Origin of the sequence: Natronoarchaeum philippinense, from assembly GCF_900215575.1 — an archaeon.
Lineage (GTDB): Archaea > Halobacteriota > Halobacteria > Halobacteriales > Natronoarchaeaceae > Natronoarchaeum > Natronoarchaeum philippinense.
On record NZ_OBEJ01000002.1, the window covers coordinates 212571 to 225549 of the forward strand.

The 12979-nt window shown below is 57.9% G+C and carries 18 protein-coding genes; 10 read left to right on the plus strand and 8 right to left on the minus strand.

All coding sequences use genetic code 11. The features are described from left to right. Position 1: 1 nt before the first annotated feature. The gene (locus CRO01_RS07825; RefSeq protein WP_097008578.1) at positions 2-964 is read right to left on the minus strand and encodes a XamI family restriction endonuclease; all 963 of its coding nucleotides are present in this window, start codon (positions 962-964) and stop codon (positions 2-4) included. 47 nt (positions 965-1011) lie between these two features. On the opposite strand from CRO01_RS07825, the gene CRO01_RS07830 reads away from it, so the two are divergent. Further along, the gene (locus tag CRO01_RS07830) at positions 1012-1443 is read left to right on the plus strand and encodes a hypothetical protein (protein ID WP_097008579.1); all 432 of its coding nucleotides are present in this window, start codon (positions 1012-1014) and stop codon (positions 1441-1443) included. On the opposite strand, the gene CRO01_RS07835 is transcribed toward CRO01_RS07830, so the two are convergent. From CRO01_RS07835 to CRO01_RS07855, 5 genes are all read right to left on the minus strand, one after another. Further along, on the minus strand, positions 1423-1965 hold the full coding sequence (locus CRO01_RS07835) for a TATA-box-binding protein (RefSeq protein ID WP_097008580.1): 543 nt from the start codon (positions 1963-1965) through the stop codon (positions 1423-1425). The two genes, CRO01_RS07830 and CRO01_RS07835, sit on opposite strands and share 21 nt — an antisense overlap. Positions 1966-2048: 83 nt before the next feature. Then, positions 2049-2381 carry a hypothetical protein gene (locus tag CRO01_RS07840; protein ID WP_143824931.1) on the minus strand — a complete coding sequence of 111 codons (333 nt, stop codon included), beginning with the start codon at positions 2379-2381 and terminating at the stop codon, positions 2049-2051. Between the two features lie 50 nt (positions 2382-2431). Beyond that, entirely contained in the window at positions 2432-2866 is a 435-nt protein-coding gene (locus CRO01_RS07845; RefSeq protein WP_097008582.1) for a hypothetical protein, read from the minus strand. A 155-nt stretch (positions 2867-3021) separates the two neighbouring features. Next, positions 3022-3912, minus strand: coding sequence for a hypothetical protein (locus CRO01_RS07850; RefSeq protein WP_218839161.1), 891 nt, complete (start codon positions 3910-3912; stop codon positions 3022-3024). Beyond that, complete coding sequence (locus tag CRO01_RS07855; RefSeq protein WP_097008583.1) at positions 3912-5006, minus strand: hypothetical protein; 1095 nt, start codon at positions 5004-5006, stop codon at positions 3912-3914. The genes CRO01_RS07850 and CRO01_RS07855 overlap by 1 nt, the downstream gene beginning before the upstream one ends. Before the next feature lie 254 nt (positions 5007-5260). Between CRO01_RS07855 and CRO01_RS07860 the strand changes: the two genes are divergently transcribed. The 9 genes from CRO01_RS07860 to CRO01_RS07900 all read left to right on the plus strand — a co-directional run bounded on the left by CRO01_RS07860 (position 5261) and on the right by CRO01_RS07900 (position 11133). Beyond that, positions 5261-5731 carry a LabA-like NYN domain-containing protein gene (locus CRO01_RS07860; protein ID WP_179747430.1) on the plus strand — a complete coding sequence of 157 codons (471 nt, stop codon included), beginning with the start codon at positions 5261-5263 and terminating at the stop codon, positions 5729-5731. A gap of 434 nt (positions 5732-6165) precedes the next feature. Beyond that, positions 6166-6642 carry a hypothetical protein gene (locus CRO01_RS07865; protein WP_097008585.1) on the plus strand — a complete coding sequence of 159 codons (477 nt, stop codon included), beginning with the start codon at positions 6166-6168 and terminating at the stop codon, positions 6640-6642. A 175-nt stretch (positions 6643-6817) separates the two neighbouring features. Then, entirely contained in the window at positions 6818-7267 is a 450-nt protein-coding gene (locus tag CRO01_RS07870; protein ID WP_097008586.1) for a hypothetical protein, read from the plus strand. 469 nt (positions 7268-7736) lie between these two features. Continuing rightward, on the plus strand, positions 7737-8162 hold the full coding sequence (locus CRO01_RS07875) for a hypothetical protein (RefSeq protein WP_143824932.1): 426 nt from the start codon (positions 7737-7739) through the stop codon (positions 8160-8162). Between the two features lie 194 nt (positions 8163-8356). Beyond that, on the plus strand, positions 8357-8836 hold the full coding sequence (locus tag CRO01_RS07880; protein ID WP_097008588.1) for a hypothetical protein: 480 nt from the start codon (positions 8357-8359) through the stop codon (positions 8834-8836). 235 nt (positions 8837-9071) lie between these two features. After that, complete coding sequence (locus CRO01_RS07885; protein WP_143824934.1) at positions 9072-9503, plus strand: hypothetical protein; 432 nt, start codon at positions 9072-9074, stop codon at positions 9501-9503. A 65-nt stretch (positions 9504-9568) separates the two neighbouring features. Next, complete coding sequence (locus tag CRO01_RS07890; protein ID WP_097008590.1) at positions 9569-10036, plus strand: hypothetical protein; 468 nt, start codon at positions 9569-9571, stop codon at positions 10034-10036. A gap of 317 nt (positions 10037-10353) precedes the next feature. Beyond that, complete coding sequence (locus tag CRO01_RS07895) at positions 10354-10701, plus strand: hypothetical protein (RefSeq protein WP_097008591.1); 348 nt, start codon at positions 10354-10356, stop codon at positions 10699-10701. Between the two features lie 219 nt (positions 10702-10920). Next, positions 10921-11133 carry a hypothetical protein gene (locus CRO01_RS07900; protein ID WP_097008592.1) on the plus strand — a complete coding sequence of 71 codons (213 nt, stop codon included), beginning with the start codon at positions 10921-10923 and terminating at the stop codon, positions 11131-11133. A gap of 13 nt (positions 11134-11146) precedes the next feature. Here CRO01_RS07900 and CRO01_RS07905 read toward each other — a convergent pair whose 3' ends face one another. Both CRO01_RS07905 and CRO01_RS07910 read right to left on the minus strand, forming a co-directional pair. Further along, the gene (locus tag CRO01_RS07905) at positions 11147-11773 is read right to left on the minus strand and encodes a site-specific integrase (protein WP_097008593.1); all 627 of its coding nucleotides are present in this window, start codon (positions 11771-11773) and stop codon (positions 11147-11149) included. Positions 11774-12211: 438 nt separating this feature from the next. Beyond that, the gene (locus CRO01_RS07910; RefSeq protein WP_097008594.1) at positions 12212-12706 is read right to left on the minus strand and encodes a hypothetical protein; all 495 of its coding nucleotides are present in this window, start codon (positions 12704-12706) and stop codon (positions 12212-12214) included. Positions 12707-12979 lie beyond the last annotated feature (273 nt).

Here is a 12979-nt window from a genome sequence, read left to right on the forward strand (position 1 = left end):
TTCAGGCCTCGAGGAAGTCCGAAAGTCCGTCCAACTCGTGATCCCAGAACACGGTGATGCCAACCTCTTCGAGCCGCTCCACGTCGTCCGTGTCTATCACTCCGCCAATCACGGCGACAATCTCTGAGTCAGGCCTGCCGTCCGTCCAGTCGTTGTAGTCGTCGATCATCTCCTTGCGGCGCTTGTGGAAGTTGATCTCGGTGCCGCTCATCTTCGCTTCCACGAGGAACAGATCGCTGTCCCGGTTGCGGATGGCGAAATCGGCCTCCTTCCCCTCGACGCTCAACTCCAGCACGTACTCCCCGGGGCCGATCTCATCCACGTCGTCCACGTTCACCTTCTCGAAGCCGGCCTCGAAGAGTTCGTCGTTGATGGCGTCGTGCTGGATGGTGGCCCGCCAGTTTCGGTACTCCGTGTTCGCCTCGGACGTTGCGATATTGTAGGCGATGGCCGTCTGGAGCTTCTTCACGAGAGTTTCCTCGTCGTATTCGTGGTACTCCATCTGCTCCACTTCGAGCCACGGCAACAGGGTCTCGTTCCGAAATTCTTCGAACGTGCCGATGATCTTCTCTGCGGTGTTCGGCTGCGGCGTCGTGTCGTCCTCGTAGTCCTCATACTTTCGGAGAGTCTGATCGCCTACATCACAGTACTCGCTGAACTTGTCGCGGCTCAGAATCGGTTCGGTCAGGTAGCGCAGAATGCGGACGGTGATGGGATTCTCTCGGACGAAGTCGATGTCGACGTCTCTGAAATTGTTGGACGCCTCGGCCAGCTCTCTGAACACTTCCTCGGTGGCTTGGAAAATCTCTCGCTGGAATTCGCCGCACTTCTTCACGTACCGCTCTTTCTCCTGCTCACGACTTTCCTCGGCCAGCTCTTCCAGCGTCTTATCCGATACACTCATCCGAAATATCCCTCTTTTCACTCGCTTCGAGACCCCTGCTGTAAAACGCACTGGTGTCATCGCGGCGAGACACAAGCATCAAGAGTCGACAGGCTTATCAGGGAAGTATGAGCGCAGAGACAGAGTTTGCCGGAACGGTGACCCGCGGCGAAATCGAAGGTGAAGACGACGATCTCGTGGCCGTCGCACCCTCTCGGAAGGAGGGTGTGGAGTTCATCCGGGAGAACAACGCTTGGGGATTCGTTCGGATGAACCGCGAGCCGGAGTACGTGGCCATCTACATCAGCGAGGACGTCCAGCAGGTGAAGTACATCGGCAAGGTTCGGGAGATTGTTGATGCCGACGAGGCGGAGTTGGCCCGTCCGGTGGAGGAGTACGAGGGGTATGACTCTGGGAAGAAGGTGCTGTTCTTTGAGGAAGACTCCGTCTACGAGTTGGAAGACCCGATTCCGTACGAGAACCGCGTCGTGTTCCCGCCCTTCAACTACACGACGCTGGGCGAGTTCAAGTCCGCCGAGTCAACCGACGGTCTGTTTTAGCCGCTCGGTCACTTTCTCGAATCCTTTGGTGGCGGTCTCTACGTCCGATGAACCGGTGATAACCACCTTTCCACTTCCAAAGATGAGGAACACGCAGTCGATGTCTGGCGGGCGGTAGACGACACCCGGGAACTGCTCCGGTTCGTACTCGGTCTTCTCGAGTCCAAGCGCGATAACGAGCGTGTTCAGGTCAATCTGCTCTTCCAAGTCGCCGGTGAGAACGACGTTCTTGATGGCGAACGTTGCCGTGACCTCGATGCCGAGGTCTTCGAGCGCGGCCACCATCCAGTCCTTCATTTCCTCGGTTTCCTCGATGCTGTCGGCGCCCGTGATGTGGTAGCTGCCGGAGCGAAAAAGCGTCGCCATCGGGCCGCCTTCCTCGCGCCGCAGGTAAACGACGCGGTGCGAGTAGCTCTCGCTGGAGAGCTTGGCCACGGCGGCATCGATGTCTTCAGCAACTGCGGGAATGTCGATCTCCCGACCGAGCTTGCCCGCCGCGACGACGTTCACTATCTCCGGCATTAGCTATGAGTAGCAATTGTATCGCGTCGGTTTTAATTGGCCTCATTATGCTCGGGGTCTGGTTCGGAGTGAAATTCTTGGGATTATTCGTCTTCGGTAAGGTCTACCAGCAGCATTTCTGAATCGGAGTCCCACCAGCACGGGTACCGTCCTTCACCCACGTCCCTTCCGATTCTTCTCACTACCGAGTGAGCGTTGATGCGAATTCGCTCGTCGTCCAGAATGTTCACGCGGTATCGTCCCGGCGGGTCTGCTTCTTCGTTGCGGAATTTGATTCCCATTACCGTGACTGGCCGCGTCTCGAAATCCATCATAATCTGTGCAGAGGCTTCACTCAACTCGATACTTGAAGGAAGCTCTTGTCTGATCGACTTGTGGAAACGGATAGACCTTGAACTGATGGAGGCCGTGTTCATACTACGGTTCTCACCCTCCTATTGTGCGCAGCAGTTGCTGTTTGAGAAATTCAAGGGTAGTCGATGATGACCTGCCCTTCGTTCTTTAATTGCCCTTCCAAGTAGATTCCGTTGACCTCGCTGAACTTCTGAGCGTACTGCGTGATTTCTGCCGGTGGGTCTTTCTTCTCCAGCCAGTCGTCCAAGTCAAGGGAGTACACGGTCTCCACCCAGTCGATCTCCACCTGCCAGTTGATGCCACCGATGTGACTCCAAGCGTTCGGCTCGATGTTCTCTTGTGCGTCGGAGACGGCGACGAACGGGCCGAGGAGGAATCCGTGTCTGTCGCTGTCCTTTCGCATCATCCGGTGGAGGAGGAGCTTGTCGTTCTCCTCGACAGCGAGCGGTTCACCCTCACCGGTGGTTTTCTCGTGGTTGCCAAACAGGCGGCGGATCATACATTCCCGTTCGGTGTCCCACGTGCAGGTGAACTTCCACAGGGTCATTAAGTCGACTTGCGGATCAAAGCACAATAACGATTGCTGCGAGTCGGCGGCGTGGGGAGCATACGACTGCTATTGGGCCGACACAGCCGCACCGCCAAGGGCGAATTTTGGATGAGCGGTTTATAACGTATCTGTGTGACTTCCGACCAACGACGTCAGTCTGCGAAGTCGCCAATCTCGGTCTGCTCCAGTTCGGCCTGCACGTCCTCAACGAACTCGTCCACCTTCCGCTGGAGTGCTTGCAAGGATTTCGAGACGGCCTTCCACTCATCCTTGTTCCCAGCCTGTACCTTCTCGATGTGTTCGTTCAGTCCCTTCTGCTGGTACTTGTTGATGACCTTCTCGGTGTGAGCGCGGAGTTCCTTCTTCATCTCCTCGTCAAGATCAACCCACAGAGGGTGCGCGTCCTCAAGCAGGTCATCGACGTCGAACGTGTCCTGTTCAAGGGCGACGTGGACGGTCGATTGGAGGATGGAGATGGTGAACTGCTGGTAGTCGTCATCGCTCGTTCCCACGTCGAACGGGAAGTAGTCCGTCGGAAGTCGCCGCGTTCCCGTCCGGATCGGAAACTGCGCCTGCAGTTCATCGAGGTTGAACTCGTAGTCCTCGAGGGTGCGGATGGTGAACTGCTTGGCGTCCTCGTCAAAGTGGACGACCGCGAAGTCATTCTCGGGGAGGAACGGGTTAACCGAGAGATCGGCGAAGGACGAGTAGGCGAACTCGGCGTCGTAGTCCTCGTTGGCCTCGGCGGACGAGACGACGCCACGCGTGAGCAGGAACTCGGGCGAGTGGTGGATGGCCTCGTACTTCTCGTTCTGCTCCTCTTTCAGAGTCTTCGACTTGCAGTCGATGACGATGGAGTGGTTGTGGCCGCGGCTGGTGAGAATCAGGTCAGGGTTCACCGCGTCCCCGTCATGGAAGAAGTGGGGATCAATGATGTCGACGGTGTAGCCGAGGCGCCGGAGCGCGTCGGGGAACGTCCTGTCGATCTGGCAGAGGGCGATCCAAGCGTTGATCTGCTGAGTGTGATCGGAGACGTTTTGCATCACTCCAGCACCTCCATCACGGCGTTCGAGTCGTAGTGGCGTTGGAGGTTGGCGTAGATTCGCAGGGCCGTGTTCCCGCACGCCTCCTCATCGAGGTAGAGGCGAATCCACTCCGGGCAAATCTCCATCGTGTACTTGTCGTTGTTGTGGAGATCGATCCCCTTCACCTTCCAGTACTGGTCGTCCAACTTCGTCTTCGCACCCCACAGGCGGAGCGGGTTCTTCGAGGTGATGATGTTCTCGATGAACTCCCGGACGTCCTCAATTTCGTTATCCAATTCGATGACGAGTGGCGTGCCGTCGATTCCGGTGCCGTGTTCCTTCGACTCGTAGGATATGCGGTGATGTTCCTCGATCCGTTGGAGGAGATCAGCGTACCGGTTCTTGATCTCGTCCACCGTGTCGATGTGGAGTTGAATGGAGTCGCCGCCCGACGTGGTGAAGCGACCGTTGTGGGTGACGCGCTCCAAGACGAACGAGCCACCGATCTCGCGCTTGATGCCGACCGCCGAGAGGGAGAGGAAGGAGGACAGCTCCTCTTGACTGTCGAGGATATCGAACAGGGTGCTGGTTCCACGACCGCTGCTCTGGACGGAGAGGTCTCCGAAATCGAGCCTGTCCTCGATGTAGTCCGAGGAGAACACCTCGTCGGCCTCGTAGCTGACGCCAACGTCGCGGAACTCGCCCATCTCCATAATGTCGCGCTGTTGCTCGACGGGCATCCACGTGTAATCAAGGCCGTTGCGGACGCCGCTCACCATATCCTTCACGACCGCCTTCGCATCGTCCGACTCCTCGAGGGTGTAGAGCGTCCAAAATCGCGAGTCGCTGGAGTCGAGGAAGAAGGTGTGTTTGTTGCCGTTGCGGCGGATGACGAGTTCGTGGAGATCAAAGTCCACTTCGCGTGCCTCGGCGATGTCCACTCGCTCCCGGAGTTGCTCGGGGGTGACGTTCGACTCGATGAGGAACGTCTTGAGCATCGTCTGTCCGGGCTGCAATTCCTGATCGTCCACCAGCTCGTCGTACGTGCCCTCGATGGTGTACTCGAGGTGCTCGAAAAGGTCACGTCGGCTTTGGATGCTGGTGGTGGACATTCTTCCGAGGTTCTTGTTCCGATTTAGTGGTTCGTGTGCCCAGTATGTTAATAATTACCAGATCGGGGTGAAAGTGGTTTCTCGTCGCGTGATCCGAGATTCTGACAGGAGGGTCTTATTCGTGATGGTGTTATTGAGGGGGTGGTGGAATGAGTGCGTGGCCGTCTGTATGGGGCCGCCACGCCACCTCAGACGCTCTCTATTACCTTTAATAAGTATGGGATATGAGAAAGTGAATAGGAATGTCGAGAGGGATGGCGTTCATTGACGCTCGGAATCTGATGAACGGTGCTCACAACGAGTTCGGCGCCAAGATGGATTTCGTGGAGGCTGTCGAGAAGGTGGCCGGTGACGATCTCGTCCGCACTTACTTCTTCGACAGCTTCGATCCCGACGACAAGCCGAACGGGTGGTACCACTCGCTCCGAATGCAGGGATTCCGGGTCGTTGACAAACCCACGCGCGAGCGCGACACCGGGATGACCTCGAAGGGCATTGATATCGGGATAGCGACGAAGATGGTGGGACAGGCCTATCGTGACTCATACGATGTGGCGTACCTGTTCACCGGTGACAGCGACTTCGAGTTGGCGGTGAGGGAGGTGCAGGAGGCGGGGAAGCGCGTCGTCGTCTCACAGTTCGATCACACCGCAGCGTCGCGATTGGAGGCCGCCGCGGACGAGTTCGTGGACTTGGAGGAGTACGGGGAGGAGTTGAAGAAGTGACTGAGCAGGGTTGGAATGTGGGAGTAGTATGTGCGGACGTGGCCACATCCCCATCGTCTCATTCATCGCGCCGTTACACGCGATGAATGGCGTCGGATGGAGCGAGTGCAGCGTCGGGATCGCGTTGTCCCGCACGCCCGCGTAGCAGTATACAGTCGTTGCTTGATTCCCCACGTTGAAGTATTTTTCCGAGTCAGTCTTTCGGCCGACAAGGACAGTCCACGAAGTAGCCAATCCCGTTCTCTTGCCGCTTGGCCTGCTTTTTGCTGCGACGCTCATCTGTAGAAGCGAATCCCCGTGGTTTTGACCTTCTCTGCTCACAGGTGTCAGTTCGTCACTTGGGCGACTCTGCTGTCGGTTGCCCGTAGGTAGTGACTGCTACAGATGAGCGTTTCTGAAAGTCAAAGTGAATCGATGCTGATCTGCTGACGTGCATGTCGGACGCTATCGAGCGACTGCAATCGAACTGGTCGGAGGAGCTGCCGCACGGAGTGATGGAGTGGGAAGGGAACGTCAACGAGGTGGCCGGTCTGGAAACCCTGCCGAATCGATCCGGGGACGTGGACGGAATGCAGCTGGGGGTGCCATCCACGGGAAACTTGGGTCTCGTTCTGTCGTCGCCGGAGAGGGTGGACGAGTACGTGGAAACGCACGCGGATGGAAACATCGACGTGCCGCAGTACTACTCTGGGTTCCCGGAGCGCGACGACCTTTTTGTGGAGCGGGGTGGGGATGGTCTTCGATCGGATGTGGTTGAGGCGGGCATTCGGGTGTTGAACGGTGGTGGCAGGTACGATGAATCTGAGTTTACCTTGTACGACTGTTTGCAGAGTGATGACGTGATGCCCTGTCCGCTCGTCAGAGGGGGTCACGGGTGCGTGCTTCTCACGCCGGCGCTGAAACCGGAGTGATTCTACACGTCGAGGAATGGGTGCGGCTGGTGTCCGCTGTTCTTGACGATTCGGCGGGCGTTGAGGCGCATCTTGCGGCTTGACGTACGAAATCCTTGCATTCTGCACTGCGGACGAGTTCGGACAACACGTGCCGGAGTGACATCTAACAGGCTGGAATGCGGTACTGATGTGTATGAGGCATCAGCTGGACGACGCCGGACGCATCGTCTTGGCTGACGATCTGGCCAGCAGCTGTATAATCACTGGAGAGCACTTGTCGGGCGGAGACATCCACTTCCGCATATGGCTGCATTCCGAGGAATGGGATGCTCCGGTGTTTGCCGATATATCGGCGGAGCGGGTGCAGGACTGCATTTCGAGGTTGCGTTCCGGCGGCGAATTTGATCACTGGGCGCGTTGGACGGAGAGCGGTGGGAGGGGGATCGAGTGTCCGATATGTTTGGAGGACAGGTACACTGCGGGAGAGCAGCACGTGATGACTGAGGTGTGTCAGCATCCGGCGGCAGAGTTGCGGGCCGTGGATTCGTCGCCGTTCCTGCACGCTGGCTGCGTGGATGATTTCTGCGACGTGCTGGAGTCGGTGTTTGACCAGTATCCGAAAGTGATGCTCGAGTTCGTGTGAGTGCAAGCGGTGTGGTGGTTCGGCGTTGCGCGGAATCTCCTACTGTCTCGTGGTAGTACGGATTTTCAGCCGTGTGGCTCAACTATGATCCAGACGCGGAGGCGTCAGGTCAGCAGACGTTTGACGGGTTTTGACTTCCTTCGGGCGTTCGTGTTTTACCGGCCGGGGGCGGAGTTCCGAGCGATACAGACACGCTTGCCGCTGTGTTGAGAGCCGAGCAACGGTAACGTTGGCATCTGATCCACTTGTGAGGGGATGGGCGGAGAATGGAGCGTGTGACACTTCCCGCCCACGACCGACTCGCCGCGCCACCCACATAGTGGCTTCCAATTTTCTGAAAATCAAAGTCATTCGCCGTGCAAGTCCCGGAACGTGCATGTCGGACGACGCCATCGAGCGACTGCACCAGAATTGGTCGGAGGAATTGCCTCGGGGATGGATGGACTGGCGAACGGATCAAGTAGGAGATATGGACGTTCTCGTGTCGCGACGTGGGAGTGTTCCCCATGTGGACACGCGAGGTGCGGTGCTCGCAGAGGTGCTGGGAATCGTCGTCTCTCCATCCTCTGCCGTGGATCGATACGTCGACGAACACGCTGACGGGACGCTTGACATCCCGCAGTACTACTCCCGATTCCCTGAACGCGGTGATGAACCCGTCCACTCGGTCGAAAACTCCAGTCTGTGGTCAGCCTGCGTTGAGGGGGCGCTCCGACTCCTGAACGGCAACGGTCAATACGCCCGTGACGAGTTCACGTTGTACGATTGCCTTGACGACAGCAATCCGATGCCATGCCCGATGCTGCGTGATGATGTTGGCTGCGTACTCATCGCCCCCGCCCTGAGTACGGATACGGATCACAATCTAACCGGGTCAAATTCAGCGGTCGACTGACGGCGCGGTCAAAAACCGCGCGTCCGGTGGCACCCTCCCAAAGGTGCGAAGACATGAGCAGCTGAGTTCGCCTCCTCGGGACGAACTCACCTCGTTGGTAACGGAGGTTGCAATAAAAAGGCCGGCACGGCAGCCCTCTGGCGAGATCGATCACTAGCCTGCGTTCTAAGTCGCTCGAAGTCGCACAGGCGGGTATGAGCGTCGTTGAGCGACTGCAATCGAATTGGTTGGACGAATTGCCCCGGGGACAGTTGAACTGGAAAGATGAGACACGGACAGTCCTTGGACTCGAGATCATCGTCAGCGGTTACGAGGCACCGGAACACGTCGACCGAGGTGGATTTCTGCCGGGAATTTTTGGCCTCGTTGTTTCCCCGCGGGAGACGGTGGAGACGTATGTTGAGGATCACGCAGATGGAACGATCGATATACCGCAGTACTACTCGGATTTTCCAGAGGGAGACTCGATGCGGGTCAATCTATACGAGCGGGGCGGGGATGCAGTTCGTGCCGCTCCGCTCGAGTCGGCAATCAGGGAGCTGAACGGCAGCGGGCGGTACCGCAAGTCTGAATTCACGCTGTATGACTGTCTTGGCGGGGACGCCAAACCGTGCCCAATTGTACGTGAAAATGTTGGATGCATCCTGCTGGCCCCGATGTTGGGGCCAGAATAGCCGCGTTGGTCACCCTCCCAAAGGTGCGAGGAAACGAGGTGAGCAGCGAGTCCGTCTGCCCAAGACGAACTCACCTCGTTGGTTACGGAGGTTGGAACAAAAAGGCCGGCACGGTAGCCCGCTGCCGAGACTTCTCACGAGCCCGCGTTCTAAGTCACTCGAAGTCGCACAGACGGGTATGACTGTCGTTGAGCGACTGCAATCGAACTGGTCGGACGAATTGCCACACGGCGTGATGGAGTGGCAGGACGAGACGAACACCGTGATCGAGCTGGAGATTCTGCCGAACCGTCCCGTCGAACCGGACGGGATGCGCCTGACGGACGAGTCGGCGAAGGGCGCCATCGGCCTCGTCGTCTCGCCGCCGACGAAGGTCGACGAGTACGTGGACGTGCTTGCGGACGACACCGTTGACATCCCCGAGTACTACTCGCGATTCCCAGATAACCGGGAACCGATGATCCAGCACGGCGACGACGCTTTATTCTCGGAGTGGGTGGAGGCGGCCGTTCGCGTTCTCAACGGTGGCGGCAGATACGACGAGTCCGAGTTCACCCTGTACGATTGTTTGGTGGACGATCCGCAGCCCTGCCTGTTGCTCCGCGAGAGGGTGGGCGCCGTTCTGCTCGCGCCAGCCGATTTGTCTCCCGAGGTGAAAGGGCTCTAAATTGAGCAGGCTTTCTATTATCATAAAGCAAATAAATTCCTGTTTTCGGCACCAAATACCGCTTGATGGCGGATGGATTCGAGAGCGTGGATGAAGCGCTCGAGGCGTTGAAAGACGGCGAGACAACGGCCTCGAAAGTGAGAGAACAGTACGGACACGTCGACGGCATCGAGCGCAGCATCTCTGTTGCACTCGCCAAGCGAAATCAGGATATGACTCAGGAGGTGTTTGAAGACTCGTTCTCCGCCGAGTTCTCCCTTGATAGGGAGTGGCCCACTCTGACCGAGGCGCGGGAAATGAACTGGCCGCCAAATTGGGACGCCGCAGACCGCTTGACGTCCGTGGTCTACGGGCTTCGACAGCCTCGGGAGACGGAGTGGATCGCGGAGCGTGCCGACGTGGATGTTGGCCGTGCGGAAGAGGTCTTGGAGGGGTTCGACTGGGTGTCATCCCTCAACGACGGGGAACGGTGGTATCCGTGCAGCATCGAGGAGCGCGACGAGTACCGCGACAAGAGGTGGTCTAAACGCTGATTCCGGCGAGTTTTCATTCAAGACGTGGGGTGTGTCTATAGACACTCCCGTCGTTGGTAACGTTCCACAGGAAAGGAAGGGGTCAGTCTTCGTCTTCTCCGACCTCGCCGCGGGCAGCTTTTCCAGCCGCCTCGACCATTTCCTCTACTGTGTCCAAATCCACATCTGCTTCTTCGGCGATCTCCTCTGCCGTCATCACGTGTTCACGGGGCATTTTAGGCGAAAGTTCGGGTTCGTTCAGTAAAAGTCACACCCGGATGCGGGGTGGGGCTGCTGGGCCGGCGTTTAAATGCAATTACGGTCGACCGCGGGGTGCTATGCCCGAAGACGATAGTAACGACAACGACGGTGAGGAGATGGACGTGGTTGACCCGGAGGAGGTCGATCACGCGCTCGACCGTCTGGGCCAGAAGCGACTGGCGATCGATCTGCTGGCCGCACAGCGAGACATCGCGGAATCGCTGGTGGGTGTGCCTGTGTGCGAAGATCAGGAGGAGATGGTGTTTGGCGTGTTGCACGATCTTGAGGAGGCTGCGGAAGCGGTGTGGCCCGACGATGATATGCCCGATGTCGGTGAGATTGCAGAGGGCGACTGGGACGACGATGAAGGAGAGAACGTTGAAGACGAGGCAGAGAACGAAGAGGAAGAAGACGGGGAGGAGTAAACCCCCGTTGTATCTGCGGGATGCTCGCATCCTACCACTTGCGTCCCGCAGTTGACCTCTGTGTCGGATGCTGTGGTCGGTTGGTTCAAGGCCGTGTTCCGCGGCCTGCCTGACGAGCAGGCATCGTACAGTTGCATCTCTTTTCTTATATGTATCTCGCAGATTGGGGTACACCAAACCGTCACACAAACCTAAGTGACAGGCACCAAGACAACTGGTATGGTGTTCGCAAGCGCCCTCAAAGAGAACCTCTACGACCTGTGGATGTGCTGGGAGTGTGGCACCGTCCGTGCCATCGAAATCTCCGAGAGAAACGCCAACGCTCCGATCCGCGACCAGAAACTCGAAGACCACGGACTGGAGTGTCCCGCGTGTGGAAACAAGGGTGCCGAGAAAATTGTCCCGGAAGAAGACGTGCCGAACTGGGATTAACACTACGGCGTGATCAACTCAGGCCGACGCGCTTGATCTCGTCCGCGACCACATCGTCGGAGGGCGTCTTGATGTAGTCCTCCATGGCTCCGAGTGACGACCAGCCGCCGATGGCCATCACGGTGTGTGGGTTCATCTCCTTCCGCACGAGTCGATCCTGCGCGAAGAACCGACGGAGGTCGTGAGCGGACAGCTTCTCCCAGTCCGCACTCCGACCCGGGACATCATCGCCCCGGGCGGCCATCTCGTCACCAAGCTCGTGAACGATGTCTCGGACGCGGCTCTTAGTGACGCCGAGAAGCAACTCGTCTTCCTCAACGTCCAGCTTGTGCCGATTCTCCAGCAACTCCACGTACGCGTCCTGTGGGATGTGGGCGTCGCGGAGCTTCCCACCGCTTCCGGTGGTATCCTTCCCCGCCTCTTCGTGGACGCGGAGCCAGTACAGACCGTCGTCGGCGTACATGTCTTCGGGTCGGACGGCTGCCATCTCCTGCGCTCGAAGTCCGACTGAGCCGCCGAGCAGCGCGACGGCGTGATGCTTGTGTGATCTGTCCTCTGCAACGTCGCATAGGGCCTCGTACTCTTCGGGCTTCAGCCAGAGCTTGTATTCGGAGTCTCCGGCTGTGGACTTGACTCGCATCGACGTGACGAAAGTATGAGTTTCCGGCAGATAAGTGCCGGCCGGCTGGGGGTGTTCGGTTCGTCGGCTGTGTTGAGACGGCTGATTTTGCGGGATAGAGCGGTTCGGGCTGATTCGAGGTGCCGATAATTACGAGAAATCGTCACCAGCCCTCGCTGCTGAACCGAACAGGGGTGGGGTTGCTCTCGACGTGAGCCGCTCGACGAACAGAACTCGTTGGTAAGTCGCCCAACCCAGCCGCACCTACTCGTTGCTGGAGGGATGATGATTGGCTGGGCTTCCGCGCTGAACGTCGCCCGCATCGATGTGGTCTCGCCGCCGACAGTCGTCGCAGGCCACGCTGATACCACCCGGGACGCTCAGGGAGATCGTCACGTCACCACTCCCACAGGATGGGCACGACAACCACACAGAGAGGAGTTCGACAACGGACTCCATCTACTCGCCCTCGATCTCGTCAAGCAACTCGCGCAACTCCTGTCGCTTCTGTTCAGTCAACCACTCCATCTCTTCATCCAACTCCTCTCTCGCAAGGTGATGCGAGTGAGCGACGAGCGTGTTGACCGATGCGAGGTAGTTCTGCATCGATTTCTTCCGCTCCATCTCATCGTCAGCGTTCTCGTATTCGAAGAGATTGCGACGGAGGATTTCCAACGTCAGGCCGAGATCATGGTCGTGGTCGAGGTTATCATCATCGGGCATATCTTGAGGATGTCCGCTACTCCCTGATATATGCCGGCCTCGATCCCATCCATCCCACGCCTCAAGTGAATCCTCTGCGCGATCGAGCCCTTCGAGCGCGTGGGCTGCGTCGATGCTGGCGGAGAGGGGAGGGCCTCGCCCGCTGTCGCCCTCTTCGAGCACTTCTTCCAGCACGTCGCGCAGAACTGGAATGCACTCCCTCGCCCGGTCGGTTTTCGACTTTTCGCTCATACCGATTGCATCGGCATATTGGACTCTAAATGTTGGCTTTCCTATAATAGAATGTGTTTTCATTCAAGACGTGGGGTGTTGCGCTCGTTGGTAACGTCCAATCAAACACCGCACAACAATCTAGGGTGTCATAAAACGATTCACACACCTCAGTAGCTTCCCGAAAACCGGTGTCTGAGAGGTGGGAAATATTGCCGCTATTCAGAAGCAGCAACAGGAGTCCTCTTGACCGGTATCAGAAAACCATGCCAACCGTTCTATGACAGCCTAACC

What these genes read in the sequence shown, in the direction of transcription:
- CRO01_RS07855 (WP_097008583.1), bottom strand. Translation starts at nt 5,006, where the DNA reads ATGTCCACCACCAGCATCCAAAGCCGACGTGACCTTTTCGAGCACCTC.
- CRO01_RS07905 (WP_097008593.1), bottom strand. Translation starts at nt 11,773, where the DNA reads ATGCGAGTCAAGTCCACAGCCGGAGACTCCGAATACAAGCTCTGGCTG.
- CRO01_RS07885 (WP_143824934.1), top strand. Translation starts at nt 9,072, where the DNA reads ATGGAGTGGCAGGACGAGACGAACACCGTGATCGAGCTGGAGATTCTG.
- CRO01_RS07890 (WP_097008590.1), top strand. Translation starts at nt 9,569, where the DNA reads ATGGCGGATGGATTCGAGAGCGTGGATGAAGCGCTCGAGGCGTTGAAA.
- CRO01_RS07845 (WP_097008582.1), bottom strand. Translation starts at nt 2,866, where the DNA reads ATGACCCTGTGGAAGTTCACCTGCACGTGGGACACCGAACGGGAATGT.
- CRO01_RS07875 (WP_143824932.1), top strand. Translation starts at nt 7,737, where the DNA reads ATGGACGTTCTCGTGTCGCGACGTGGGAGTGTTCCCCATGTGGACACG.
- CRO01_RS07870 (WP_097008586.1), top strand. Translation starts at nt 6,818, where the DNA reads ATGAGGCATCAGCTGGACGACGCCGGACGCATCGTCTTGGCTGACGAT.
- CRO01_RS07900 (WP_097008592.1), top strand. Translation starts at nt 10,921, where the DNA reads ATGGTGTTCGCAAGCGCCCTCAAAGAGAACCTCTACGACCTGTGGATG.
- CRO01_RS07865 (WP_097008585.1), top strand. Translation starts at nt 6,166, where the DNA reads ATGTCGGACGCTATCGAGCGACTGCAATCGAACTGGTCGGAGGAGCTG.
- CRO01_RS07910 (WP_097008594.1), bottom strand. Translation starts at nt 12,706, where the DNA reads ATGAGCGAAAAGTCGAAAACCGACCGGGCGAGGGAGTGCATTCCAGTT.
- CRO01_RS07825 (WP_097008578.1), bottom strand. Translation starts at nt 964, where the DNA reads ATGACACCAGTGCGTTTTACAGCAGGGGTCTCGAAGCGAGTGAAAAGA.
- CRO01_RS07840 (WP_143824931.1), bottom strand. Translation starts at nt 2,381, where the DNA reads ATGAACACGGCCTCCATCAGTTCAAGGTCTATCCGTTTCCACAAGTCG.
- CRO01_RS07880 (WP_097008588.1), top strand. Translation starts at nt 8,357, where the DNA reads ATGAGCGTCGTTGAGCGACTGCAATCGAATTGGTTGGACGAATTGCCC.
- CRO01_RS07895 (WP_097008591.1), top strand. Translation starts at nt 10,354, where the DNA reads ATGCCCGAAGACGATAGTAACGACAACGACGGTGAGGAGATGGACGTG.
- CRO01_RS07830 (WP_097008579.1), top strand. Translation starts at nt 1,012, where the DNA reads ATGAGCGCAGAGACAGAGTTTGCCGGAACGGTGACCCGCGGCGAAATC.
- CRO01_RS07835 (WP_097008580.1), bottom strand. Translation starts at nt 1,965, where the DNA reads ATGCCGGAGATAGTGAACGTCGTCGCGGCGGGCAAGCTCGGTCGGGAG.
- CRO01_RS07850 (WP_218839161.1), bottom strand. Translation starts at nt 3,912, where the DNA reads ATGCAAAACGTCTCCGATCACACTCAGCAGATCAACGCTTGGATCGCC.
- CRO01_RS07860 (WP_179747430.1), top strand. Translation starts at nt 5,261, where the DNA reads ATGGCGTTCATTGACGCTCGGAATCTGATGAACGGTGCTCACAACGAG.